At 32.4% G+C, this 25,247-nt stretch carries 24 protein-coding genes and 1 tRNA gene; 10 read left to right on the top strand and 15 right to left on the bottom strand.

The window, feature by feature from the left end:
* Position 1: 1 nt before the first annotated feature.
* Together HMPREF9943_RS03595 and HMPREF9943_RS03590 are read right to left on the bottom strand one after the other, a co-directional pair.
* Positions 2-2,149 (bottom strand): Tex family protein, encoded by a 2,148-nt coding sequence (locus tag HMPREF9943_RS03595; RefSeq protein WP_004802108.1) that lies wholly within the window; start codon positions 2,147-2,149, stop codon positions 2-4.
* Positions 2,142-2,594 carry an NUDIX hydrolase gene (locus HMPREF9943_RS03590; RefSeq protein ID WP_004802107.1) on the bottom strand — a complete coding sequence of 151 codons (453 nt, stop codon included), beginning with the start codon at positions 2,592-2,594 and terminating at the stop codon, positions 2,142-2,144. Before HMPREF9943_RS03590 ends, HMPREF9943_RS03595 begins: the two co-directional genes overlap by 8 nt.
* 96 nt (positions 2,595-2,690) lie before the next feature.
* Here HMPREF9943_RS03590 and pepV point away from each other — a divergent pair, with 96 nt between their 5' ends.
* A complete protein-coding gene (pepV, locus tag HMPREF9943_RS03585) occupies positions 2,691-4,049 on the top strand; it encodes a dipeptidase PepV (RefSeq protein ID WP_004802106.1) in 1,359 nt (452 codons plus the stop codon).
* 60 nt (positions 4,050-4,109) lie between these two features.
* A tRNA-Leu gene (locus tag HMPREF9943_RS03580) sits at positions 4,110-4,195 on the top strand.
* Between the two features lie 34 nt (positions 4,196-4,229).
* On the opposite strand, the gene HMPREF9943_RS03575 is transcribed toward HMPREF9943_RS03580, so the two are convergent.
* Positions 4,230-5,630: a sodium-dependent transporter gene (locus tag HMPREF9943_RS03575; RefSeq protein ID WP_004802105.1), complete on the bottom strand. Its 1,401-nt coding sequence runs from the start codon at positions 5,628-5,630 to the stop codon at positions 4,230-4,232.
* Positions 5,631-5,823: 193 nt separating this feature from the next.
* Here HMPREF9943_RS03575 and HMPREF9943_RS03570 point away from each other — a divergent pair, with 193 nt between their 5' ends.
* Positions 5,824-6,552, top strand: coding sequence for a helix-turn-helix domain-containing protein (locus HMPREF9943_RS03570; RefSeq protein ID WP_004802104.1), 729 nt, complete (start codon positions 5,824-5,826; stop codon positions 6,550-6,552).
* 172 nt (positions 6,553-6,724) lie between these two features.
* Here HMPREF9943_RS03570 and HMPREF9943_RS03565 read toward each other — a convergent pair whose 3' ends face one another.
* The 4 genes from HMPREF9943_RS03565 to HMPREF9943_RS03550 form a co-directional block, all read right to left on the bottom strand.
* Positions 6,725-7,942 carry an iron-containing alcohol dehydrogenase gene (locus HMPREF9943_RS03565; protein WP_004802103.1) on the bottom strand — a complete coding sequence of 406 codons (1,218 nt, stop codon included), beginning with the start codon at positions 7,940-7,942 and terminating at the stop codon, positions 6,725-6,727.
* A gap of 176 nt (positions 7,943-8,118) precedes the next feature.
* Positions 8,119-8,760 (bottom strand): hypothetical protein, encoded by a 642-nt coding sequence (locus HMPREF9943_RS03560; protein ID WP_004802102.1) that lies wholly within the window; start codon positions 8,758-8,760, stop codon positions 8,119-8,121.
* 77 nt (positions 8,761-8,837) lie between these two features.
* Positions 8,838-9,776, bottom strand: coding sequence for a homoserine O-acetyltransferase MetA (metA, locus tag HMPREF9943_RS03555; protein WP_004802101.1), 939 nt, complete (start codon positions 9,774-9,776; stop codon positions 8,838-8,840).
* A gap of 15 nt (positions 9,777-9,791) precedes the next feature.
* Positions 9,792-10,991, bottom strand: a complete 1,200-nt coding sequence (locus HMPREF9943_RS03550) for a deoxyguanosinetriphosphate triphosphohydrolase family protein (RefSeq protein ID WP_004802100.1) — start codon at positions 10,989-10,991, stop codon at positions 9,792-9,794.
* A gap of 54 nt (positions 10,992-11,045) precedes the next feature.
* On the opposite strand from HMPREF9943_RS03550, the gene HMPREF9943_RS03545 reads away from it, so the two are divergent.
* From HMPREF9943_RS03545 to ahpF, 4 genes are all read left to right on the top strand, one after another.
* The gene (locus HMPREF9943_RS03545) at positions 11,046-11,486 is read left to right on the top strand and encodes a GAF domain-containing protein (protein WP_004802099.1); all 441 of its coding nucleotides are present in this window, start codon (positions 11,046-11,048) and stop codon (positions 11,484-11,486) included.
* Positions 11,487-11,605: 119 nt separating this feature from the next.
* Positions 11,606-11,965 carry a class Ib ribonucleoside-diphosphate reductase assembly flavoprotein NrdI gene (locus tag HMPREF9943_RS03540; RefSeq protein ID WP_004802098.1) on the top strand — a complete coding sequence of 120 codons (360 nt, stop codon included), beginning with the start codon at positions 11,606-11,608 and terminating at the stop codon, positions 11,963-11,965.
* Between the two features lie 50 nt (positions 11,966-12,015).
* Entirely contained in the window at positions 12,016-12,585 is a 570-nt protein-coding gene (gene ahpC / locus HMPREF9943_RS03535) for an alkyl hydroperoxide reductase subunit C (RefSeq protein WP_004802097.1), read from the top strand.
* A gap of 4 nt (positions 12,586-12,589) precedes the next feature.
* The gene (gene ahpF / locus HMPREF9943_RS03530; RefSeq protein ID WP_004802096.1) at positions 12,590-14,110 is read left to right on the top strand and encodes an alkyl hydroperoxide reductase subunit F; all 1,521 of its coding nucleotides are present in this window, start codon (positions 12,590-12,592) and stop codon (positions 14,108-14,110) included.
* Positions 14,111-14,135: 25 nt separating this feature from the next.
* Here the strand turns inward: ahpF and HMPREF9943_RS03525 are convergent, their stop codons facing one another.
* Positions 14,136-15,005 carry an aldo/keto reductase gene (locus HMPREF9943_RS03525; protein WP_004802095.1) on the bottom strand — a complete coding sequence of 290 codons (870 nt, stop codon included), beginning with the start codon at positions 15,003-15,005 and terminating at the stop codon, positions 14,136-14,138.
* 80 nt (positions 15,006-15,085) lie between these two features.
* Positions 15,086-15,814 carry a glucosamine-6-phosphate deaminase gene (nagB, locus tag HMPREF9943_RS03520; protein ID WP_004802094.1) on the bottom strand — a complete coding sequence of 243 codons (729 nt, stop codon included), beginning with the start codon at positions 15,812-15,814 and terminating at the stop codon, positions 15,086-15,088.
* A gap of 177 nt (positions 15,815-15,991) precedes the next feature.
* Between nagB and ptsP the strand changes: the two genes are divergently transcribed.
* Together ptsP and HMPREF9943_RS03510 are read left to right on the top strand one after the other, a co-directional pair.
* Positions 15,992-17,713, top strand: coding sequence for a phosphoenolpyruvate--protein phosphotransferase (gene ptsP, locus HMPREF9943_RS03515; RefSeq protein ID WP_004802093.1), 1,722 nt, complete (start codon positions 15,992-15,994; stop codon positions 17,711-17,713).
* A 211-nt stretch (positions 17,714-17,924) separates the two neighbouring features.
* Entirely contained in the window at positions 17,925-19,559 is a 1,635-nt protein-coding gene (locus HMPREF9943_RS03510; protein WP_004802092.1) for a Na/Pi cotransporter family protein, read from the top strand.
* A 34-nt stretch (positions 19,560-19,593) separates the two neighbouring features.
* Here the strand turns inward: HMPREF9943_RS03510 and HMPREF9943_RS03505 are convergent, their stop codons facing one another.
* From HMPREF9943_RS03505 to HMPREF9943_RS03490, 4 genes are all read right to left on the bottom strand, one after another.
* Positions 19,594-20,331 carry an NAD-dependent protein deacylase gene (locus tag HMPREF9943_RS03505; RefSeq protein ID WP_004802090.1) on the bottom strand — a complete coding sequence of 246 codons (738 nt, stop codon included), beginning with the start codon at positions 20,329-20,331 and terminating at the stop codon, positions 19,594-19,596.
* 1 nt (position 20,332) lies between these two features.
* The gene (locus HMPREF9943_RS03500) at positions 20,333-21,265 is read right to left on the bottom strand and encodes a carbohydrate kinase family protein (RefSeq protein ID WP_004802088.1); all 933 of its coding nucleotides are present in this window, start codon (positions 21,263-21,265) and stop codon (positions 20,333-20,335) included.
* A gap of 2 nt (positions 21,266-21,267) precedes the next feature.
* A complete protein-coding gene (locus tag HMPREF9943_RS03495; protein WP_004802087.1) occupies positions 21,268-22,119 on the bottom strand; it encodes a hypothetical protein in 852 nt (283 codons plus the stop codon).
* Between the two features lie 162 nt (positions 22,120-22,281).
* On the bottom strand, positions 22,282-22,656 hold the full coding sequence (locus HMPREF9943_RS03490) for an aldo/keto reductase (RefSeq protein WP_241431578.1): 375 nt from the start codon (positions 22,654-22,656) through the stop codon (positions 22,282-22,284).
* Between the two features lie 84 nt (positions 22,657-22,740).
* Between HMPREF9943_RS03490 and HMPREF9943_RS03485 the strand changes: the two genes are divergently transcribed.
* Positions 22,741-23,232 (top strand): cupin domain-containing protein, encoded by a 492-nt coding sequence (locus HMPREF9943_RS03485; protein ID WP_004802082.1) that lies wholly within the window; start codon positions 22,741-22,743, stop codon positions 23,230-23,232.
* Between the two features lie 31 nt (positions 23,233-23,263).
* Here HMPREF9943_RS03485 and HMPREF9943_RS03480 read toward each other — a convergent pair whose 3' ends face one another.
* Both HMPREF9943_RS03480 and HMPREF9943_RS10175 read right to left on the bottom strand, forming a co-directional pair.
* Positions 23,264-24,736, bottom strand: coding sequence for a hypothetical protein (locus HMPREF9943_RS03480; protein WP_004802079.1), 1,473 nt, complete (start codon positions 24,734-24,736; stop codon positions 23,264-23,266).
* Between the two features lie 103 nt (positions 24,737-24,839).
* Positions 24,840-25,247 (bottom strand): Cna B-type domain-containing protein (locus HMPREF9943_RS10175; RefSeq protein WP_004802077.1); only part of this gene is annotated, 408 nt, incomplete at its 5' end.

Here is a 25,247-nt window from a genome sequence, read left to right as displayed (position 1 = left end):
ATCATCCTTCTACCAAAGAAAGAGCGACTCTCTTTCTTTTTTTATCAATCTCATAAATATAAACATCTATAATATCACCAACATTCACAATATCTAAAGGATGCCTGATTTTATGTTTAGCCATCTTAGAAATATGAATCAGTCCATCCTCATGTAAGCCAATATCCACAAAGGCTCCAAAATCAACTACATTTCTAACAGTCCCTTGCATTTTCATTCCTTGAGAAAGATCATCAATAGTCAAAATATCACTCTTTAATACCGGTGCAGGATAATTGTCTCTTGGTGTTCTATGAGGAGCCATAAAAGCATTTATCAGATCATTAATTAAATAGTGTGAAAAATGAAGTTCTTCTTTTATCTTATCTTTATTAACATACTTTAATGCTTCTATCATTTTTTCTGTACCAATATAAGCTCTTGAAAGATTCAAATAATTCAATAATTTATCAGCATCCTGATAATTATCAGGATGAATAGCTGTTTCATCTAAAACATCTGAACCATTCATAATTCTTAAAAAGCCCACAGATTGTTCATATGTTTTAGGACCAACCTTACTTACATTAAGAATCTCTTTACGATTTTTAAATGGACCATGCTCTTCTCTATAACTGACAATATTCCACGCAATAGATTGTGAAAAGCCCGATACATACTGCATCAGTGAAGCTGATGCAGTATTAATATTAACACCTATCTGATTAACAGCTTTCAATACAACATAATCAAGCTGTTCAGATAATTCTTTCTGATTCATATCATGCTGATACTGTCCAACAGAAATAGACTTAGGATCAATCTTAACAAGCTCAGCTAAAGGATCCTGTAATCTTCTGGCAATAGAAACTGCTGAACGCTCTTCTGTCTGGTAGTTCGGAAACTCTTTTTTAGCAAGTGTGGAAGCACTATAAACACTGGCACCCGCTTCTGAAACAATTACATACTGAATATCAAGATGATATTTATTAATAAAAGAAGCTATAAAACGCTCTGATTCTCTAGAAGCAGTTCCATTGCCAATCGCAATAACTTCTATATGATAATCATAAATCATCCTCAGCAAAGTTTTTTCATCCTGATCATGGCGGACTTTAGGAAGAGATATAAAAACTTTATCAATGTCAAGGACTTTACCGGTTGGATCAACAGCCGCCAACTTACAGCCTGTTCTAAAGCCCGGATCAAGACCTAGTACATATTTATTTTTTAATGGTGGCTGCATCAACAGATGTTCAAGATTCGTACTGAATATCTTTAAAGATGCTTTCTCTGCTGATTGCGTTAATTCATTTCTTATTTCCCTTTCAGCTGCCGGCAGAATCAGTCTATCAAAGCCATCCTTTACTGATCTTTCAAGAAATGCCCTGAATGCTGTCTGTTTATTTCTTGAAACCCCATAATAAATATACTGATAATACTTTTCTTTATCAATTTCTATTGAAACACTTAATATTTTTTCTTTTTCTCCACGATTAATAGCTAGTATACGGTGAGCCGGTAAATTTCTTAAACGTTCTATATAATCATAATACATTTGATAGATTTCATTCTCATCTTCTACCTGTTTCTTTTTCTTAGTTCTTATAAAGCCATATTTCATGATCATATCTTTTGTGTATTTGCGATATTTTGCTTCATCACTTATTTTTTCAGCAATGATATCACTTGCTCCCTGTAATACTTCTTCAATGTTTATAACATCATCATTAATATAATCTTGAGCTAACTTATTTAAATCGCCTTTTGATGGACAAGAAAAAATATAAGCAGCTAATGGTTTAAGTCCATTATTCATCGCAATAACAGCTCTTGTTTTTCTCTTTTCTTTATAAGGACGATAATAGTCTTCAGCCTCACTTAAGCTTGTACAAGCTAAAATAGATGCTTTTAATTCATTACTAAGTAAGCCTTTCTCATCTATTAATCTGATAATATCATTTTTTCTTTCAAAAAGCTTAAGTCCATATTCATATTCTTTCTGTATTTCTCTAATAGCATCCTCATCCAATCCTTGAGTCATCTCTTTACGATAACGGGCAATGAAAGGAACTGTACTCCCCTGTTCTAACAAACCTAATACAGATAGAACCTGCTTACCGGAACAATTCAGCTTTTTAGCAGTCTTTTCAATAATCAACTCATTCATTATTCATTTTCCTTAACTGATGATATTCTACCAAATGATTATATTCACTGATAGCCTCTTTAATATCTTCATATATTTCCTTATTTAGCATCTGTCTTAGTTCTTCTTCATCTACAAATCTATATTCTGTATGCTCTTCACTGATGACAACATGATTATTTACAGGAATACATAAAAAACCTATACCTACTGTCTGATAGTTCTTTCTGATTTTTGTAAAAGTATAAACAGGCTTGAGTATTTTAATATCAAGTCCTGTCTCTTCTTTTAATTCTCGAATTAATGCTTCATGCGGTGTTTCTCCATATTCTAATCCGCCACCGGGAAGCTCCCAATAACCAAGACCATCAGATGATGGTCTTACTCTTTTCATAATAAGTGTTTTACCACGATAAATAACAATTCCCTTAACAGTAATATGAAATTGTATTGTCTTTTTATCCATAACTAAGCCTCCTTTACTATAGTAACATTTTTTCTATCATAAGTGATGTAATAATTCTTAAAAATGTTATAATCTTTTACAGAGGTGAAAAATAAAATGGATTTTAACAAAGAAGTATTAAAAATTAAAGATGATATGCTAAGAGATCTTAAAACATTATGTTTAATTCCTTCAGTTATGGATATGTCTACTGCCAGTAAAAATCAGCCTTTTGGCAGAGAATGCCGTAAAGCATTAGATCAAATGTTATCTTTTGGTCAAAGAGATGGCTTTATAACCGATGACTGTGATGGATATGCGGGTCATATTGATATCGGTGAAGGTGAAGAAGCTTTTGGTATACTTGGACATCTTGATGTCGTCCCTGCCAATCCTACGGGATGGAAACATCCTCAGTATGACTGTACACTAGATGGCGAGTATTTGTATGGACGTGGCGTTGCTGATGACAAAGGTCCCCTGTTAGCTGCTTATTATGCTGCAAAAATAGTGAATCAAATGGATTTTGATAAGAAATATAAGATTCGCATTATTTTTGGATGTAATGAAGAAAACGGCAGTGCCTGTGTTGATTATTACTTTAAGCATAGACCTTATCCTGTTATGGGCTTTACTCCGGATGCTGACTTCCCTGTTGTTTATGGAGAAAAAGCTATCTGTCGCTTTAGTGCTAAAGGAAAAGCTGAAAACAATGATCTTATTAGTTTTTCAGGCGGTACTGTAATTAATATCGTTCCCGGAGAAGCTACAGTTCATGTAAAAAAAGACCTTACAGATGCATTCTTTGCATTTATTAATGAGAATCATATACAAGGTGAAGCTACCGCTTTAGATGAAAAAAACTTTAAATATGTTTTAAAAGGAAAGAGTGCTCATGCTTCTCTTCCGGAAGCCGGTATTAATTCTATCAGTCTAATGGCTCATTTCTTAAATCAGCATATTGATAATGATTTAGTAAAATATATTGATGCTCATTTCTATAATGATGTTCATGGTGAAAAACTATTGGGTAAAAAATGGGAAGGTGCAATGGGAGTATTAACTTCTAATCTTGCTCTTATTGACTACAAAGATAATGTTTTTGAATTTTCGGTAGACATGAGAATGCCTCACGAACTTACAAAAGAGATCCTTGTTCCTATATTAAAAGAAAAAACAAAAGGAATGAATTTAGAATATGATTATACAGATTCATTATATGTTGATCCAAATTCTGAATTAATCCAAAAGCTTCATAATTCTTATGTAGAATTTACAGGTGATCATATCCATGGACCACAGGCTATTGGTGGAGGCACATATGCAAAAGAAATGCCTAACTGTGTAGCATTTGGATGTGAATTCCCGGGCAGAGATAATGCTATGCATCAGGATGATGAACATATTTTATTAGATGATTTGCTTGTTTCAACTGCAATCTATGCTAAAGCACTCTATGACCTATTACAGAAATAACTTGTCAGTAAAAAAAAGGTTTGTTATAATAAAGGCACCCTTTAAGGTGCCTTTATTTATGCGGTCGTGGTGGAATGGTAGACACGCAGCTTTGAGGGGGCTGTGGGAGTACTCCCGTGTGAGTTCAAGTCTCATCGACCGCACCATTTTATTAATCAGAACTTCTTGTGAAGTTCTTTTTTATGCCAGAATATTCAATATACCCGTTGATTGTAAAAACAAAATCATCATTATAACCGGCATAATATATTTAATCACAAAGAAATACATACGCTTTCTGGAAAAATAATAATTATTAGTTTCCACCTCATCAGCTATCCATTGAGGACCGACTATCCAGCCAATTAAGATACACGATAACAGTGAGATAAAAGGCATCATAAAGCTGTTACTCAGATAATCAATACAGTCTAAGATTTGTCCTGTTGTTCCATTAGGAAGAGGTAATTTAAAATAAAAGATACTATATCCCAAAACAACAATTGCTGATATGAGACTATAAATAAATGTTAAAATAATAGTTATTTTCTTTCTTGAAATATGAAATAATTCCATACAGTTTGCTGTAATAGATTCTAATACAGAAATACATGATGTTAATGTAGCTAAAGCAGTCATAAAAAAGAATGCAAATCCAATAAGATAGCCTATTGAGCCCATTGCATAAAAGACTTTAGGCAATGAAACAAACATCAATGCAGGACCGGCATTCATACCTGCTAAACCGGAAAAAACATAAATAGCCGGCACAATCATAGCTCCTGCCAGTAAAGCAATAGATGTATCAAAAATCTCTATCTGTCTGACAGATTTAGAGAGATTAACATCTTTATTTACATAGGATCCATAAGTTATCATAATTCCCATAGAAACACTTAAAGAGAAAAACAGCTGACTCATAGCATCTAAGAGAATCTGAAGAAATCGTCCTAAAGTCAATCCTTTAAACTGAGGAGTCAGATAAATCATTAATCCTTGTAAGCCTGTACGTGTCACAGTACCCTCTGTTTGTTTTAAAGTCATTGTATAAATAGTAATTCCTACAATAATAAAAAGCATCAAAGGCATCATCATCTTAGAAACTTTTTCAATACCATTCTGTACACCAAAATAAACAATCAATGCTGTTACAAGCATAAATAATACTGCAAAAAATACAGGTGAATAAGATGATGTAATAAAAGATGTAAAATAATGATCAGCAGCTGCTTTTGCAGAAGCACCGGTTAAATAAATTGTCATATATTTACTGACCCAGCCGCCAATAACTGCATAATAACACATGATAAGCACCGGAACTAAAAATGTCAGGATGCCTAAAGGCTTCCACTTTCTGGATATACTTTGATAAGCATAGATAGCACTCTTCCCTGTTTTTCGGCCAATCGCAATATCAGTAATCAGTAAAGTAAAGCCAAATATTAATACTAAAATAAGATAAATAAGAATAAATAAACCACCACCATCTTTAGCAGCTAAATAAGGAAATCTCCATAAATTTCCTATTCCTACAGCACTGCCGGCAGCAGCTAATACAAAACCTATTTGCCCGCTAAACCCTGATAATTTCTTTTTTTCCATAAACAAACGCCTCTTTTCCAAAAACACATTGTAATAGTATATAAAAATAAAGCAAATCTCATATGTTTCGTATAAAGAATATATTGACTTGAAAAGTTTCTTAATAGTAGAATATTATAGTATATTTAATTAAATATTTATTTATATAGCTAAGAATTAACTATATTGTTATTTTAAAGAAACAGGAGATTATATGAATACTATTACAGAACATATTGGACAAAGAATAAAAATGTATCGTAAGGTACAGGGATTAACTTTAGAAGAATTAGCATCAAGGATACATAAAAGCCGTTCAACAGTAAGTAAATATGAAAATGGTGATATTATTCTGGATGTAGAAACTCTTTATGATATTAGCAAACAGCTTCATATTCATATTAATCAGTTAACTGATTATCATTTTGAAAAAAGCTATGCTCATACTATCACTCCTAAACATTTTCATCGTCATGGTCCTTTCTATGAAACAAAACGTCTTTACTTTTATTTTTATGATGGACGCTCAAGAAAAATAAAAGATGGCATTATTGATATTCTTGATGCTCAAAATGAATATGATCAGTATCAGACTACTTTGTTTCTTTCATCACTAACCGATACCGGTCGCACAAGTGAGAGCTTTTATCAGGGTGATGTATTATATAGCGATATTCTTATTCGTTTTTCATTTATTAATCAGCTTAATCCTCTGGAAGAAGACTTATTATATATTTTTAATCCTTTAGAACGCAGAGAATATACAGAAGGATTATTATGTGGCATCTCAAGTGCTGACTATAAGCCCTGTTCTTTTAAATGTCTCGTTGCCCTATCACCGCAAATTATCAATGATAGTTTTATTAAAAAGCTTATGATTGACTCAAAAGATCTTAAAAAATGGAAAAAACTAAATATGATGTTGATTGATAATATCGACTAGAATAAAAAGAATTCAGATTATATACTGAATCTTTTTAATATATGACTGTTTTTTCTTTTCTCCATCTATTCTATAAATTACCCTTCATCTATATCCGGACTGCTCACAAATCTATATTCAGTAAAATAAAAAAACAGGTATAACCGTGATATGTCGGTTATACCTATATATTTTAGAAGTCTACTTCTAAGTCATAATAGCAGGCTTTTAATAATTTTTCCATTTCTTCCTGAGAAGGCTGACGCGGATTAGATCCTGTACAAGCATCAGCAATTGCATTTTTAGCAATTTCCGGAAGTCTTTCTAAGAATACCTCTTCCGGTACAAATCCATTTTCTGTTGGATATGAATCTTTACCATAATTTTTAATACAATGAGGAATATTTAAGGCATCATTCATGCCTCTTAAATAAGCAATTAAATTAGCAATCTTTTCTTCATCAGTTGTACCGCCAAGTTTCATTTCATCAGCAATAAATGCATAATGTTTTTTAGCAACTGGATCTTTAGCATTAAAAGCAATAACTTTTGGCAAATACATAGCATTGGCAGCACCATGAATGATATGTGCACCATAATCCTGGAAAATAGCTCCAGTCTTATGAGCCATTGAATGAACAATACCTAATAATGCATTAGAGAATGCCTGACCGGCTAAGCACTGTGCATCATGCATATTATCTCTAGCAGTCATGTCGCCATTATAAGAATTTACTAAATCTCTCTGAATCATTTTAATTGCCCATATAGCAAGAGGATCAGTATAGTTACAATTTGCTGTAGAGACATATGCCTCAATCGCATGTGTCATAGCATCCATACCGGTATGAGCCACCAATTTCTGCGGCATTGTTTCAGCTAATTCAGGATCAACAATCGCAACATCCGGAGTAATTTCAAAATCAGCAATCGGATATTTAATACCTTTAGTATAATCAGTAATAATTGAGAAGGCAGTCACTTCAGTAGCAGTACCGCTAGTAGAAGAAACAGCACAGAAATGAGCTTTCTTTCTTAATTCAGGAATACCAAACACTTTACACATATCTTCAAATGTGCATTCCGGGTATTCATATTTAATCCACATCGCTTTAGCAGCATCAATTGGAGATCCGCCGCCAATCGCAACAATCCAGTCAGGTTCAAAATCAAGCATAACTTTTGCACCTTTCATAACAGTATCTACTGATGGATCTGATTCAATACCTTCAAATAATAAGACTTCCATTCCGGCTTCTTTCAGATATGCTTCAGCACGATCTAAAAAACCAAAACGCTTCATTGAACCGCCGCCAACACAAATGATTGCTTTCTTTCCTTTCAAAGTCTTAAGAGCTTCTAAAGCTCCTTTCCCATGATATAAATCACGTGGTAATGTAAATCTTTGCATACTTAAATTCTCCTTTCATACATGCAAGATATATATTCTTAACATCTGTATATTATATTATCAAAGAATGCGCTTTCTGTCAATGTGAATTTATTCACGTTAGTTTGAACTAACTTATTTTTTCTTGTTATGATCAAGATAATTTTAATTAAAAAATAATCGGATATTTTTTCCGATTATTTATTATCAGTAATAGTGATTTTATCAATAACCCATGTTTTATCTTTTTTAACAAGAGTCATAATCCATTTCTGTTTTTTAGCCGGCATCTTATCCAGATAATCCGTTTTTACTTTCTTAAAATAGTCAGGTGCAACTCCATCAATAATGCTTTTCAGCATTTCACTACGCCCCTTACTTGTATAAATAGCCTGTAATTCAGATTTATGTGCATTGGTGTAATCAGTTACTAAGTTTCTCATTGTCGTCGTCATTTGAATAGTAGAAAAAGAATTCATATCAAGATATTCTACAACTGCTGACACTGTTTTTTGATCACCATTATAGTCATTATTCATCTGATAAGATCTTATAATAGCTTTTAAAACATCATCAATAAAATCTGAAGCTGCTTTTTTAGTAGTTTCTGAATAATCACTAAATTTTACTCCGGAAGTTTCAAGTGATTTAGTGAATGTATTCATTAAAGTCTCCTTAAAATTTGTGATTTTTAATGTATTAGCAGCTTCCACCGAACAAAGCTTTTCTGCTTTAGCAAAATCACCATCTTTGCAGGCAGTAAGAAAAGTTTCAGTATGTGCTAATACATCCTTCTTATCATTTGAACCACAGGCAGTTAAGCCAATAACTAAAAACAAGCCTAAAACAAAAGTTAATATTTTTTTTCATCATAAACATCTCCTCCCAACCATTATAACAAATAATCGAAAAAATACTATGTATTCCTATTTTTTAATTCATTAAGGTCAAATGGTGTTTCCTGGTAAACATAATAATTAAGCCAGTTCGCAAATAGAAGATAAGCATGGCTTCTCCATTTAACCTGTATTTCACAGGAAGGATCATCATCCAGATAATAATTTTTTGGTATTTCTGCAATAATGTCCGGATTATGAATATCCCTTTTGTATTCCTTATCTAGTGTATCTGCATCATATTCAGAATGACCTGTTACAAAAAAGCGAGACCCGTCTTTACTGGCAACAAGATATACCCCCGCCTCATCACTTTCAGCTAATATATCCAATGAATCAATACTGGAAATATCCTCTTTTAAAAGAGCCGTATAGCGTGAATGAGGTGCATAAAATTGATAATCAAAGCCTCTTAATATTCTTCTTTTCATCTTAGCGGCATTAATATGATGTTGATAAACACCGGTCAGCTTTTTTTTAAGAAGATACTTATCAATACCATAATAATAATGCATCGCAGCCTGAGCTCCCCAGCAGATAAAAAATGATGAGAAAACATGTTCTTTTGCCCAATTAAAAATATGCACAAGTTCATTCCAATAGTCAACTTGTTCAAATTCAAGTTTTTCTACCGGTGCTCCGGTTACAATCATGCCATCATAAAAACGATCTTGAATATCATTAAAAGTATAATAGAAACTTTCCAGATGTTTTTTAGAAACATGCTTTGATTCATGAGAAGCCATTGTTACCAGATCAACTTCCATCTGTAATGGTGTATTGGAAAGCAGTCTTAATAATTGTGTTTCAGTCACTTCTTTAGTAGGCATTAGATTTACAATCATTATCTTTAACGGTCTGATTTCCTGTGTTGCTGCTCTTGTCTCATTCATTACAAAAACATTTTCACTTTGTAATATCTTATTAGCCGGTAAATTATCAGGTATTTTAATAGGCATATTACATCCCTCCTTTTATTTAAAAGTTAAAAGATCATGAAATGATTTCAACAGGAATGAATCTGTCATACCTGAAAGATAATCTATAATGCTTTTTTCTTTAGCCTGTTTATCAGAAGTGAAATCATAGACAATCTCATTTTCATAAATCTCATCTCTTTCACCAAAATATGCCAGTTTCTTTAAAAAATTTAAATAATGTCTTAATATAACCGGATATTTACTTTCCTCTGCTTTAATGCTTTCTAAAGAATTATAATCATATAAAAACTGAAATAATGAGTTTAATATTAGACCAACATACTCACTATGAACCTTAACTCTCTTTATTTCATAAATATGTTTATAATTAAAAGCCATAATCTGTTTCATTTTCTTTAAAGATTCATCACTTAAGGCGATACCTTCTTTAGAAGAATATTTAATAACATCAGAAATAAAGTAATTAACAATAGAACCATTATTAATAGCAGATAAATGAGTTCCCTCCTGATTAAGCTCTTCTTTGAGGTTATCTATCTCTTCTTGAGTAATGACACCTAAATGTAAAGCATCTTCAATATCTCTTGCCAGATAAGCAATCTTATCACTCATTTTAACAACACAGCCTTCATAAGTAAAAGGCTGATATTGTCCCGGTTTTTTAAATTCTAAAAGATTAATAGGATCTTTACGAGGAATAATAATTTTCTGATTAACCTCTCCACAATGAGAAATAATACCATCTCTTACAGCATAAGTCAGATTCAGATTATGATAATGATGTTCATCATCTTCTAACAGTTCTATAGAATCAACAAAATGTAGACTATTTCTCTCATGCCAGAATGAATCTAAATGGTATTTATGTGCAATCTGATTTAATATTTTCTCTCCGCCATGGCCAAAGGGTGCATGCCCAATATCATGTCCTATTGCAATAGCCTGTGTTAATTCAGTATTTAAGCCTAATTCTTTAGCAATGCTATGACTGATTGAATCCACAAGATTAACATGTTCACTGCGAGTGCATACATGATCATCATCAATCGCAAAAAAGACTTGTGTCTTATGTTTCATTCGACGATATCCTTCTGAAAATAATAAACGTGTATAATCACGAAAAAACGGACTTCTAAGATCATGTTCTCTTTGATAAAGAGGATGTTCTCTTTGAATAGAAATATGATATAGAGAGTGATGCTCATTCATGGCATAGTCTTTTAGTTTTTTCATCTTATCATCCTTTCTTTATTGTATTTATGGTATATTAATAATGGAGGTATTTCAATGAAAAATTTAGCAATAAATCAATTAAGATGCTTAATTGAAAATGAAACGGATATGATTACCAATATGGCCAATATATCAGCTTATATTAATGATCTATTAGATGATATTAACTGGGTCGGCTTTTATCTTTATAAAGATAATATGCTTGTATTAGGTCCCTTTCAAGGACATGTAGCATGTAATAGAATAAAACCGGGGCAAGGTGTTTGCGGTACTTCAGCAAAAGAAAGAAAAACTATTATTGTTGATGATGTTCATTTATTTAAAGGTCATATTGCCTGTGATTCTCAGAGTCAAAGCGAGATTGTTATCCCTTTAATTAAGAATAATCAGCTGTTAGGCGTATTAGATATCGATTCACCTATAAAAAAACGTTTTACAGATAAAGATCAGAAACTTTTAGAAGATCTTGTCTCAATGTTTATCACTTATCTTTAATCTTCATTATGAAGATTTTTTTCTTTATAAAAAAGAATGCATTAACTTTGACTTTCTATTCATTATCACATATGGTTAGATTATACTAATCAACAAAGCTGAATTGAAAGGAGAATGTAATGAAAATCGTTTATTCAACAAGATCAGGGAATACTGAAACATTTGTAAACAAATTAGGTTATGAAGATACATTAGAAATAACAGATGGCAGTGAAACTGTCAATTCAGATTATGTATTAATTACATATACTGACGGGTATGGAGAAATCCCCTATGTTGTAGAAGATTTTCTCCAAGCCAATAATGCTTATCTAAAAGCAGTTGTTGGTATGGGAAATAAAGACTACCATGAAGAAACATTTGCTTTTGCAGCAGATGAGGTTCAAAAACTCTATGATGTTCCCGTTTTAGGAAAAGTTCATGAAGAAGGCACAGAAGAAGATGTAACAGCTATTAAGAGTGCTATTGATTTAATGTAATATAAAAATGCTTTGTTTATTAGAAATAAAAAATTAAGGAGAATATTATTATGTCATTAATAGGAAAAGAAATACAAGAATTTAATTTAAACGCTTATGATCCAAAAACAGAATCATTTGTAAATATAACAGATCAGGATTTTAGAGGAAAATGGAATGTTTTAATGTTCTATCCGGCTGACTTTACCTTTGTATGTCCTACTGAATTAGAAGACTTACAGGAACAGTATGCTTTATTACAGGAATTAGGTGTTGAAGTTTATTCCGCTTCTACTGATACACACTTTGTTCATAAGGCATGGCATGATCATAGTGAAGCAATCAGTAAATTAACCTTTAAAATGCTGGCGGATCGTTCAACTGTCTTTTCAAAACAGTTTGATATTTTAGATGAAAAAACGGGATTAGCACAGAGAGGAACATTTATCATTGATCCTGATGGTATTATTCAGGCTGCTGAAATTAATGCCGATGGAATTGGCAGAGATGCATCAGCATTAATTGATAAGATTAAAGCTGCTCAGTTTGTTAGAAAAAATCCCGGTCAGGTATGTCCGGCAAAGTGGAAAGAAACAGGTGAAACATTAACTCCGGGATTAGATTTAGTAGGTAAAATTTAAAGTGATGTTAGATACACAGTTAAAACAACAATTATCATCATATCTTACTCTTTTAGAAAATAATATTGTTATTTCCTTGTCTTTAGGAGATGATAATTCTTCTAAAGAAATGAAAAAGTTTATTGGAGAAGTTTCTGAAACTTCTCCTAAGATTTCGATAAAAGAAGAAAAATTAGAATATACACCAAGCTTTGCGATTAATACAGAATATTCATCTTCAGGTATTGTGTTTGCCGGTATTCCTCTCGGGCATGAATTTGAATCATTTGTTTTAGCCCTATTGCAGGTTGGCGGAAGAGCACCAAAGATTGATGATAATCTAAAAAAAAGAATTCAGGCTATTGATAAACCATTACATTTTGAAGTCTTTGCTTCACTGACATGTCATAATTGTCCGGATGTTGTTCAGGCATTAAATATTATGTCTGTCTTAAATCCAAATATTTCTAATACTATGATTGAGGGTGGTACATTTAAAAATTTAGTCTCCGAAAGATCTATTTTAGCTGTACCTGCTATATTTCTCAATAAAGAGGAATTCTTTAATGGTAAAATCTCACTAGAAAAGATAGTTGATTTAGTATCAGATAAAAAAGATATGTTATCTTATGGAGTTTTTGATTCATTGATTATTGGCGGAGGTCCGGCAGCAATGATGGCAGCTATCTATTTAGCTAGAAAAGGTATTAAAACAGGTTTATTAAGCGATAATTTTGGCGGACAGGTTAAGGATACAGCTGAAGTTAATAATATTCTGGGAATTCCTTCTATTGAAGGTCCTGAATTTATGAAACAAGCTAAGGCACATGTCTTAAATTATCCTGTAGAAATCATTGCAGGCTATAGAGCAACAAATATACAAAGAACAAATAATATTATTGCTGTAAGATTAGAAAATGATCAGATTCTGCATGCAAAGACAGTTATTCTATCACTAGGTGCTAAATGGAAACAGTTAGGTATTCCCGGTGAAAAAGAATACTTAAAGAAAGGCATCGCTTATTGCGTACACTGTGATGGTCCATTATTTAAAGACAAGAATGTGGCTGTCATTGGTGGTGGGAATTCCGGTGTGGAATCTGCTATTGATCTTGCTCGTATCGCTAAAAAGGTAACACTTATTGAATTTATGCCAAGACTGGCAGCTGATCAGATTTTGCAAAATCATTTAAAGCAACTGCCAAATGTAGAAATTATCACCAATGTCTTAACCAAGCGATTATACGGTGATAAGACTCTTAAACATATTGAATTTGAAAATCGTAACAATCATAAATTATCTTCAAGAGATATTGACGGATGTTTTATTCAAGCCGGACTTGTTCCTTCAACTGAATGGCTTAAAGATACTATTCACTTGAACAGCCGTGGAGAAATCATTACAGATAAACAAGGTGCAACCAGCCTGCAAGGCGTGTTTGCAGCCGGTGATTGTACCGATTCCGCTTTTAAACAGATTATTATTGCCTCAGGCAGTGGTGCCACTGCTGCTCTAGGAGCTTTTAATTATTTAATCAGAGAATAAAAGAAGTCAAAATTTTTGACTTCTTTTACTTATGAATTTTATTGTTCAAACAGTTTCTTACAAATTCCGGATCAAAATGTTTAGTTCTAGTTCCGGAATATCCCATATCAAGTGAAGATATCTTTTCTATTTCTTCATTTGTCAGATTGAAATCCCAGATATTTATATTCTCTTTGATTCTTTCTAAATGTGTTGATTTAGGAATAATGACTACCCCTCTTTGAACATTCCATTTTAATATCACTTGTCCTATTGTCTTATGATATTTATCAGCAATTAATTTAAGCATAGGATTATCAAAAGGATTATAACGACCGCCGCCAAGGGGTGCCCAGGCTTCAGGAATTACATGATAATATTTCATTGTTTCCAAAGCTTGAGTCTGAGGAAAATAAGGATGTAATTCAACCTGATTAACCATTGGTTTAATAGTAACGGTCTCACAAAAATTAGTAAGAACATTTGGATAAAAGTTTGAAACTCCTATACTTCTTAATTTTCCTTTGCAATAAGCATCTTCCATAGCTCTCCAGGCAGCAAAATAATCTCCCATAGCCTGATGCAACAAATAAAGATCCAAATAATCCAATCCGCACTTCTTCAATGAAGTATTAATAGCCTGACTGGCAGTTTCATAACTCTGCATATCCTGAACCCATAATTTAGATGTAATAAATAAGTCCTCTCGCCGGCATATTCCTTCTTTTATCGCTTGTCTGACTGCTTCTCCAACAGCATCTTCATTTGTATAAACAGCAGCTGTATCAATTAAGCGATAGCCAACTTTAATAGCCTGATAGACTGATTCCTGACACTCTTTTTTATCAGGAACTCTAAATACTCCAAAACCTGCCATCGGCATTTTAATGCCGTTATTTAAAGTCACATATTCCATATATAAGCCTCCTGTCTTCATTATAAGACAAACAATTAAAAATCCCAATACTTAATATGTATACCTTCTATGCTTTTTAATTATACTGATAACTTGCTTGCCGCCCCTTGGTCAACAATAACAGTCACATCATTATGCTTCTGTAAAATAGAAGCAGGTAAATCAGTAGTAATCTCCCCTTCAATCATTGCTTTCACAGCATCGGCCTTTCTTTCTCCGGTTGCGATTAGAAGTATCTTCTTTGCATCCATAACATTCTTAATACCCATTGTAATTGCACTTTTAGGAACGGCATCAATATTGCCATTAAAGAATAATTGAGCATTATCTTCAATAGTACTCTTTTTTAATGCTACATGGTGAGTAACAGAATTAAAATCTGTACCCGGTTCATTAAATCCAATATGACCATTACTGCCAAGTCCTAAAAGCTGAATATCTCTTACATCCTGATCAAGCATCTGATTATATAGTTGGCAAGATTCATTGATATCGCCTTCACCGCGAGGCACATGAATATTTTCTTTTTTTATATCTAATTGATTAAATAGATTATGCCACATAAAATAATAATAGCTTTGTTCATGTGTGATAGGAAGTCCATAATACTCATCTAAATTATAAGTTCTTATATCACAATAAGATGTTTTATTCTTTTTATGGTCCTCTCTCATCAATTCATAAAGTCTAAGCGGTGTAGATCCTGTTGCAAGACCTAAAACAGCATTTCCCTTTTTAACCGTTTCCAGCATTACCTCCAATGCTTTCTGACTAGCTTCTTCATAATTCTTCACTCTAATAATTTTCATCTAATCACCTCATTTCTATTATACCCTGAAAAATAAATAAATAAATAATAAATTTTCAAAATATGAAAATTATTATAAAGATATAGGAATTTTTGAGCAAGTTTTTTAGAGTTTTTAAAATAGCTTTATTTATCTTATAAGTTATTGTAGAATAGAAAGCAGATGGAGGTAATCAAAATGACAAATATTAAAGGTATCGGTGCTTCTAGCGGGATTGCTTTAGCAAAAGCATATAAACTGGAAATGCCAGACTTAACAGTCACAAGAGATACAATTGAAAATCCTGATGAGACAATTGCATCTTACAATGAACATGTAGCTGCTGTTAAGATAGAAATTCAGAAGATTAAGGAAGCTGCTATTAAGAATTTATCTGAGGAAGAAGCTGCTGTGTTTGATGCACATATGCAGATTCTTGAAGATCCTGAACTGGCAAGTCAGGTTGAAGCTAAGATTAGAGATGAGAAATTAAATGCCGCGGCGGCTTTAGAAGATGTTGCTTCAACATTTATTACTATTTTCTCAAGTATGGATGATGAATATTTTAAAGAGAGAGCAGCAGATGTAAAAGATGTCTCTACTCGCTTAAAAGCTCATATATTAGGAAAGTCTTTGCCTAATCCGGCATTAATTAATGAAGAAGTAGTAATCATAGCTAATGATTTAACTCCTTCAGATACTGCACAGTTAAATAAGAATCTGGTAAGAGGATTTGTTACTAATATTGGTGGAAGAACTTCACATTCTGCAATTCTTGCAAGATCTATGGAAATACCTGCTGTTGTTGCTACTAATACTATTACCCAGACAGCTAATAATGATGATTTTATTGTAATGGATGGTACTAGCGGTGAAGTCTTTATCAATCCTGATGATAACATCATTAAAGAATATCAGGAAAAAAAGAAAGCTTTTGATGATTATAAAGCTGAACTGAAGACTCTAGTCGATGCCAAGTCTGTTTCTGCTGATGGTCATGAAGTCTTACTGGTTGCTAATATCGGATCTCCTGCTGACTTAGAAGCAGTTAAGGAAAATGGTGCTGATGGTGTTGGCTTATTTAGAACTGAATTCTTATATATGGAATCTGATGAGTTGCCTTCTGAAGAAGCACAGTTTGAGGTCTATAAAGAGGTATTAGAAAATGTTAATGGACCGGTTGTTGTTCGTACATTAGATATTGGCGGAGATAAGAAACTTCCTGCTCTTCCATTACCGGAGGAAATGAATCCATTCTTAGGTGTACGTGCTATTCGTTTATGCTTACAAAAACCGGATATCTTTAGGGTTCAGTTAAGAGCATTATTAAGAGCTTCTGTTTATGGAGAACTGCATATAATGTTCCCAATGATTGCCACATTACAGGAATTTAGAGATGCTAAAGCAATCTTAATGGATGAAAAAGCTAAGCTGGAAGCTGAAGGCTTTAAACCTGCTGATAATATTGAAGTTGGTATTATGATTGAAATCCCTGCTGCCGCTATTCTTGCGGATCAGTTTGCTAAGGAAGTTGATTTCTTCTCAATTGGTACAAATGACTTAATTCAATATACATTTGCTGCTGACCGTATGTCATCTACTATCAATTATCTTTACCAGCCATTCAGTCCTTCTATCTTACGTTTAGTACGTAATACTATTAAAGCGGCTCATGATAATGGCAAATGGACCGGTATGTGTGGAGAAATGGCCGGTGAAGCTAAAGCAGCTCCATTATTGTTAGGTCTTGGACTTGATGAATTCTCAATGTCTGCAACATCAATTCTTGCTCAGAGAAAGAGAATCAGATCATTAAGTTATGCAGACTGTCAGAAGCTTGCTGATCAATGCACTGATAATGCCGCAACAATGGAAGAAGTTATTGAAAAAGTAGTTAGTGCTACTGGTATTGATGAATAATACACAAAAGCTGCTTTAAGCAGCTTTTTTTATAGCCTTTTGTTAAAAATAGATTAACTTTATATATTATATAAATATAATATATATATTTATATAATTGTTTTATTAAATATTTTACATAATCTTAACATTAACTATATAAAAAAATAATGATTTTAGTTTATAATAAATGTGTGTAAATTAAGAAAGGACTATAATTAAAGGAAAAGATATGAATATTATAAATATTATAAATTTACTTGGCGGTTTAGGTTTATTCCTTTTTGGCATGAATTACATGAGTGATGGAATAAATCAAGTTGCCGGCAGTAAAATGAAAGATCTGCTGGAAAAACTTACCAGAAATAAATTTAAAGGATTCTTAGTTGGTGTCTTTGTTACCGGCATTATTCAATCATCCAGTGCCACTACTGTCATGCTGATGGGTTTTCTTAATGCAGGAATCATGGATCTGGCTCAGGCAACCGGTGTGATCCTTGGTGCTCATATTGGTACAACTATTACTGCTGTCTTAATTGCGATTGATGTCTCAGCTATATCTACTGTCTGTATATTCCTTGGTGCTGTTCTCGTACTCTTCAGCAAGAAAACGGCTCATAAGTATATTGGTCAGATTATATTAGGATTTGGTATTCTATTCTTTGGATTGAAGTATATGTCCGGGGATAGTGCTATGGGAGTATTAAAATCAAGTGCTGCTTTTAAAACATTTATATCCCATGCTAATAATCCATTGATTGGTATTGGAGTAGGAGCATTGATGTGTGCTATTCTACAGTCTTCCAGTGCTTCCATTGGTGTATTGCAAGTACTTGCCTTACAAGGATTAATGCCTCTCAATTTTGCAATTTATCTGATTATTGGCGTTAATGTAGGAAGTGCTATGCCTCTTTTCCTTTCATCAATCGGTGCTAAAACGAATGCCAAGCGTGCTGCCCTTATCTATTTTATCTTTGATATTGTCGGTATGCTGATCTTTACTCCGGTTGCTTTATTCACACCATATACTTCTTTTATTACGTCTCTAACCGCAAATGGAAGTGTTCAAGTAGCTATTGCTCATATTATCTTTAAAACTGCAACAGCTTTCTTCTTACTGCCGTTTGTAGATACACTTGTTAAATATATTGAGAAAGCTATCCCATCTAAGGCTCATGAAACAGAATTAAGATTCCTTTATATTGATGAAAAGCTAAATGATCCTATTTCATTGGTACCTCAAATAAAAAGTGAACTGGAACGCTATATATCACTTGTACGATCTAATTTTACTGCTTCATGTCAAGCGTTTGTAAATAAGGATATTTCAGAAAAAGATAAAATAATGCATAATGAAGAGCTTATTAACTGGCTTCATAATCATATTACTGATTTTATTATAACTATTACTAACAGACCTTTATCTAATGAAAATTCAGCATTTATTGGACGTATGTTTCATGTTTTAATAGATTTAGAGAGAATTGGTGATTATGCAGTTGATATACTTTCAAAAACTGAACAGACAATCGATGAGCAGCTATCGTTTTCAAATGAGTCTATTGAAGAATTTAAGACAGTTTATGAAAATGTATTAGTTCTCTTTAATGAATCAATACATGTATTAAAACAAGATAAAGTCTATGAGCAGGAAAAATTAGGCTTAAAGAATACAAATAAATTTATTAAAGAATTAAATGCTAAAGCTTTAGATAAGCATATCGCACGTTTAAGAACACACGAATGTCATACTGAATCAGGAGTTATATTTACAAAGCTTTTACAGGATTTAGAAAGAGCTGCTGACCACTCATTCAATATATCTAAAGCCGGCAAAGATGATTCTGCAGTCATCAGCAGAATGTAAAAAATGGATCTTTTGATCCATTTTTTATATTCCCTTAAATAATAATCTGATTCATAACATAGCCGATAGATTCATGAAAGACAAGTGAAGCATCGCTATCTCTAACAGTTCTATCTTTATTAATCAGAATTAAATATTTACCATTGAAGTAATCAATCATGCCGGTAGCCGGATAAACATTAAGAGATGTTCCTCCAATAATCAGACAATCAGCATGTTCAATCGCATTAATTGCTTGCCTGTAAGCATCAGCAGGCAATGTTTCACCATATAAAACAACATCAGGACGAATCATCCCTCCACACTTACATAATGGAATACTGACATTATTTTTAAATAAATAATCAGAAGGATATCTTTTAAAACAGCAATCACAATAATTATGTAATACTGTTCCATGAATTTCATATACTCTCTTTGACCCTGCCTTTTGATGAAGTCCATCAATATTCTGTGTAATAATACAATCAAGTTTCCCCTTTTCTTCCATCAAAGCCAATTTATTATGAGTATCATTAGGCGTAATGTCTAAAATATTCATTTTCTGACGATAGAATTCATAAAATACTTTACTATTATAATAAAGACATTCATGAGAAAGTAAATACTCAGGACTATACTGTTCAAATTCTATACCCAAATTATTATAAAGACCTTCCTTGCTTCTAAAATCCGGTATACCGCTTTCCGTAGAAACTCCCGCTCCGCCAAAAAAGACTATATGTCTAGATTCATTAATAATTTGATTTAATTCATAATATTTATCACTCATCTTATTTCTCTCCATCAATATAAATATTAAACTCTTCAGGAAGAAATCTTGGACATACATTTTCTTTAGTTGCTATAACTGAAGCAGCAAGCCTTGTTCCAATAACACAGGCTTCAGCAATCGTTTTTCCATAAGTAAGTCCAATGACCACCCCTGCAAAGAAAGAATCACCGCATCCTGTTGTATCAATAACATTAACTTTCTGAGCAGGACATACTCCGGAATGTCCCTGACTGTCTGCCCATACAGCTCCATTCTGACCCATCGTAACAATCATAGAAGAAACCTGAGCAATCTTTACTTTATTTGTCAGTATATTCATCATTTCTAATGGTAATACGTGTTCATAAGATTCAGAAAAGAAAATCTCTGCTTCTTGCTGATTACATACAAAGCAGTCTGTCTTCTTAATTAAATCTCTTCTTTCAACTGCAATGCTCATATTAGAAACAATTGCATAAACATGTTTCTGATATTTTTCTGCAAGATGAAAAATTCTTTTTAATATAGAAGGTTCCATATCAATTTCTAAAACAACACTATCAGCATTAGAAATTAATTCATCACCTGATTCATCCAATATCTCATTAATAAGATCAAGATGAGGTCTTTTAGATATTGAAGCAACAACATCTCCTTCATTATTAAAGACAGACAGCCATGTCCCTAAACCATCCTCTGTATATCTGACATAGTCAGTATTTACTTTATGTCTATTTAGTTTTTCAACTACATCGGATGAAATGCCTGAATGATCTAATACAGTAACAAAGGAGGGTCTTAATTCCAGATTGGCAATATCTTCAGCTACATTACGTGAAACTCCGCCATGCACCTGTACGACTCTGCCGGTATTTCTTCCTCCCGGTATATACTGAGTAATAGGATAACCTTTAATATCAACAAATGTTGCTCCAAATACTACAATTCCCATAACTATTCTCCATTCTTTGATATAAAACTCTCATAAATCGCAATAATGAATAAAAACATAAATAAAACTAAAGATATATATGATTTATAATAGAAACTTATAGCCGCTCCGACTAAAGAAATAAAAATGATACCCAAATAAAAAACTATAATAAAACTGAGCTTTCCTCTTTTCTGTGATTCATATTTATAATGAAATTCACTTCTTTTTTCTTTCTTATATTTCTTAGGCTTCTTAGGATGATATTTGAATACATAAAGATTATTAGCAGTCTTTCTTTTTTTCTTTTCACTTTTATATTTAAAATGATATTCAGGTGTTTTCTTAACTTCTTTTACCTTTTCAGGACGATATCTGAATCTATATTCACTAATTTTCTCCTTGTTTTTAACAGTTTTAGGCGGGTGATACTTAAACTGATAAATTTCTCTCTTTTCTTGTTTAGCCTGTTTATCAGGAAAATATTTAAATCTATATTCAGACGCTTTCTCAGCCTTAACTCTTTTTGGTGCATGATATCTAAAATGATAAGTCTCTTTTTCTTTAATCGGCTTCTTAGTTTCATAATGAAATCTGATTGGCTTTAGATCTTTCTTTTTTGCTGATGGCTTTAAAGTATAGAATGAATCTCTAGCCTGACGGCTTAAATGATAAGAATACTCTTTTACGGCTTTTGTTCTTTGTTTATTATATAAACTACTAAAAGTTAGTTTTGTTTTTGCCCTATTAATCTTCTTAGAAGATATTTTCTTTGTTTTTCTAAAAAAGCCTGTTTCTTTTGTTGCATAAGCCTTTTTTTTCTTATTTATCTGATAAGATTTATATTTTCGTGACGGCTTCCCTTTTCTAAACATTTCAATCACCTACTACAGCATCATACAATAGAATGTATATGAAAACAAATAAATTCTTTATATTAAAAGAAAAAGTGTTCGAGGAACACTTATGGTAATGGCTTTTCACTAGATAAATAAAGATCATAGCACTCTTATCTGGTTATCTTAATATTAACTGCTTCAGATATTTCTTCTAAATGCTTGACAGATATAGTACCCGCATATTGGCTGGGATGAAGCAGGATGCCTTAATAGCCATGCAGTCGCAATAGCTGAAGGTGTAACATGATACTTATCTGCTAAAGCATTCAGTACCTTATTCAGTTTCTGATAATCAGGATGATTAATAAATGATCCTTCACTCCATAATGCCTGTAAAATACTCCATGGCTGAATAGTGATATCATGTAGTTGACAATAGTCAAGTACCCCTCCATCTTTATCCTGAGCGCATATTTCTTTCATATTCACATTTAATCCGGTATCCATTATAACAGAGTGAACAATAGATAACTGAAACTGCTTGATACTCAAAGGATAATATATATTTTTCAAAAGTAGAATGCTTAAAATGAATAGTATTTAAAAAACAATAACTTCTTTTGTATTTTTTGTTATACTATAAAAAAGGAGACTATTATGAATGCACAATATTGGATAGATAAATTAGACTTAGAGCCTCATATAGAAGGAGGATATTTTAAACAAACTTTTGTTTCTTCAGAATATATAAATCTTGAAGATGGCAGAATTAGAGAAGCTTCTTCAAATATATTATTCTTACTGACAGCTTCTAATCCTTCCCATCTTCACCGCTTAAAATCTGAAGAAACATGGTTTTATCACTATGGGCATAGTCTTTCCATTCATATGATATATCCGGATGGGCATTATGAATGTGCTAAGATAGGTAATGGAGAAAATGAACTATTATCTTATACAGTTAAAAGAAATGTTATTTTTGGAAGCAGTATTGATAGTGATTGTGATAATGATTATTCAATTGTAAGCTGTGTTGTATCACCTGCCTTCCATTATGAAGATTTTGAAGTATTTACTCAGGATGAGCTGATCAAACAATACCCCCATCATCGGAATATTATCAAAAAGATGGCATATAAAAAGATTTAAAAGGATGAAGATATTCTCTTCATCCTTTTAATTATTTAGATGCATTAGCATCATAGAATTCTTTAGCGTTTTTATATGAATAGTATTTACCGCCAGCTTTATAGTAATCCTTTTCTAAAATAATAGGCTGATCATATTCACCTTTTATGGAAGCTGTCTTTCCATCAAATAAAGCATATTTATTAGTCTGAGTATTCTTTAGAGCAATATATTCAGTACCGAACATTTTAACAGTCAATAAGCTGGTAATACTATAATCTACACTTTTCTTATCTTTAATTCTTGTCAATTTATTTGGTTCAGAAAGATAGAACTGACCGCTTAAATAAACAGTTTTATCATTTTTATTACATCTGGCAATCTCTTTATTCTTAAAATCAACAAAAACTGTCTGATCTGCATCACGCACTGATACATAATTATCTAAAACTGAAACAATACTATCATAGGTCATAAGAATATTACCATCCTTATCGACAAGAGAATATTTATCACCTACTCTTATTTTAAAATAAGGCTTACTTGTACGTCCATATAAACCGGTAGAGTATAATTTTCCGTTAATTGTTGTTTTTAAAACACCCTTACTATAAACCTCTATCTTAGAAGAGCCATTAACCTCTTTTAAATAAGAATCAGCATTATAATAAGATATTCTATTGTTATTATCAAATTCAATAGCTGTTTCCCCATTTGCCTTAAGTACTGTTTTATGTTGATAGATAATACATTCATCTTGAACAGTTACTGATCCCTTTTCTTTTTCAGCTGTTATTTTACCGTCAACCACAAAATAATCTTTATTGCCAAATACGACATATGAATTACGATCTTTTTTATTAGTTAGTGAAGCATTGTAACTAGAATCAGAATCAACTGCAATCACAAATTTCTCATTTTTTAAATCAACTACATAATTCTTTTTATTATAGATAAAAGAAGCAATCTGACTTACCGGATTTTCAGTAAGATAAACAGAGCTATTAAGACTATTATAGTCCATCTCATTAAGAAGTTTACCATTCACTGAATAAACATAAACTTTACTGCTGTCAGCAACTATAGATATATACTTTGTTGATGGAAGTGTTAGAATCCTTAATCCCGTACCTTCCTTTAAAACCTTTAAATTGGAGTCAACGAGCTTATCTTTTTCACCATCTTTACCTTTTAATAAATATGTCCCTCCACTGTGTTCAATTTCCTGATATTCATCTTTCTTAATTTTTTCTTTACCATCAGTATCAACAATAGCTGATTTCTTATCATCAAGATACTTTACAAGAGCATATCCATTCACGAAATCAGATTTAGCAGAGTAAATAAAATCTGTTTTCTTAGTTCCATCAAATCCATAAATAGCATACTTTTCAGAAGTCCAGTTCTTTAGAAAAAAAGAATCAGAAGCTGATTTATTTCCACTTTTTCCTTCTTCTTTCTTACTGCTGCATGCCGTTAAAAACATAAGGCTTACACATAATGTAACTAAAATTTTCTTTTTCATAAAATCCCCTTTCAATATTAAAATAGTAACACTTTATATTAATAAATCAAGAAAAAAGCAAATTGAACAAAAGATGTGGTTTTTATTCCACATCTTTAAATCTTCAGGATGCAATTTTCTTTCTTGTGATAAGAGCTATTCCAAGAAGTGATCCGATCATCATGATCATCTGCATCATGATGTCTGAATGATCTCCCGTGTCCGGCTTCTTTGGCTTCTCATTAGGCTTCTCCGGCTTATGCGTGTTCTTGATCTTAATATCCTTTGCATTGCTGCTGTCAATCTCACTCTCATAACCCTTGACCTTATCCTCAGTAACCGTATACCTGATCTCCTTACCGTTCTCATACTTGTCAAGGTTCTTCCATGTATATGTCCATCCGTTGCTCTTGTCAAGCACGATGCTTTCCTTCTCTTTTCCGTTAGCATATAAGCGAACAGTAATGCTTGCAGGTCTGATCTTATCCTTATCGTTTTCATCATCCCATGTCTTTGTGACCTTAAGCTCCGT

This window comes from Eggerthia catenaformis OT 569 = DSM 20559, from assembly GCF_000340375.1.
GTDB classification, from domain to species: Bacteria; Bacillota_I; Bacilli_A; order Erysipelotrichales; family Coprobacillaceae; genus Eggerthia; species Eggerthia catenaformis.
This window is presented reverse-complemented; position numbering and strand designations above follow the sequence as displayed.

Bases quoted from the DNA above. Each gene is read 5' to 3' on its own strand.
- HMPREF9943_RS03485 (WP_004802082.1), top strand. From the start codon at position 22,741: ATGAATGCACAATATTGGATAGATAAATTAGACTTAGAGCCTCATATA.
- ptsP (WP_004802093.1), top strand. From the start codon at position 15,992: ATGACAAATATTAAAGGTATCGGTGCTTCTAGCGGGATTGCTTTAGCA.
- HMPREF9943_RS03510 (WP_004802092.1), top strand. From the start codon at position 17,925: ATGAATATTATAAATATTATAAATTTACTTGGCGGTTTAGGTTTATTC.
- pepV (WP_004802106.1), top strand. From the start codon at position 2,691: ATGGATTTTAACAAAGAAGTATTAAAAATTAAAGATGATATGCTAAGA.
- HMPREF9943_RS03500 (WP_004802088.1), bottom strand. From the start codon at position 21,265: ATGGGAATTGTAGTATTTGGAGCAACATTTGTTGATATTAAAGGTTAT.
- ahpF (WP_004802096.1), top strand. From the start codon at position 12,590: ATGTTAGATACACAGTTAAAACAACAATTATCATCATATCTTACTCTT.
- HMPREF9943_RS03590 (WP_004802107.1), bottom strand. From the start codon at position 2,594: ATGGATAAAAAGACAATACAATTTCATATTACTGTTAAGGGAATTGTT.
- metA (WP_004802101.1), bottom strand. From the start codon at position 9,776: ATGCCTATTAAAATACCTGATAATTTACCGGCTAATAAGATATTACAA.
- HMPREF9943_RS03575 (WP_004802105.1), bottom strand. From the start codon at position 5,630: ATGGAAAAAAAGAAATTATCAGGGTTTAGCGGGCAAATAGGTTTTGTA.
- HMPREF9943_RS03505 (WP_004802090.1), bottom strand. From the start codon at position 20,331: ATGAGTGATAAATATTATGAATTAAATCAAATTATTAATGAATCTAGA.
- HMPREF9943_RS03480 (WP_004802079.1), bottom strand. From the start codon at position 24,736: ATGAAAAAGAAAATTTTAGTTACATTATGTGTAAGCCTTATGTTTTTA.
- nagB (WP_004802094.1), bottom strand. From the start codon at position 15,814: ATGAAAATTATTAGAGTGAAGAATTATGAAGAAGCTAGTCAGAAAGCA.
- HMPREF9943_RS03550 (WP_004802100.1), bottom strand. From the start codon at position 10,991: ATGAAAAAACTAAAAGACTATGCCATGAATGAGCATCACTCTCTATAT.
- HMPREF9943_RS03570 (WP_004802104.1), top strand. From the start codon at position 5,824: ATGAATACTATTACAGAACATATTGGACAAAGAATAAAAATGTATCGT.
- HMPREF9943_RS03525 (WP_004802095.1), bottom strand. From the start codon at position 15,005: ATGGAATATGTGACTTTAAATAACGGCATTAAAATGCCGATGGCAGGT.
- HMPREF9943_RS03545 (WP_004802099.1), top strand. From the start codon at position 11,046: ATGAAAAATTTAGCAATAAATCAATTAAGATGCTTAATTGAAAATGAA.
- HMPREF9943_RS03565 (WP_004802103.1), bottom strand. From the start codon at position 7,942: ATGCAAAGATTTACATTACCACGTGATTTATATCATGGGAAAGGAGCT.
- HMPREF9943_RS03540 (WP_004802098.1), top strand. From the start codon at position 11,606: ATGAAAATCGTTTATTCAACAAGATCAGGGAATACTGAAACATTTGTA.
- HMPREF9943_RS03495 (WP_004802087.1), bottom strand. From the start codon at position 22,119: ATGTTTAGAAAAGGGAAGCCGTCACGAAAATATAAATCTTATCAGATA.
- ahpC (WP_004802097.1), top strand. From the start codon at position 12,016: ATGTCATTAATAGGAAAAGAAATACAAGAATTTAATTTAAACGCTTAT.
- HMPREF9943_RS03595 (WP_004802108.1), bottom strand. From the start codon at position 2,149: ATGAATGAGTTGATTATTGAAAAGACTGCTAAAAAGCTGAATTGTTCC.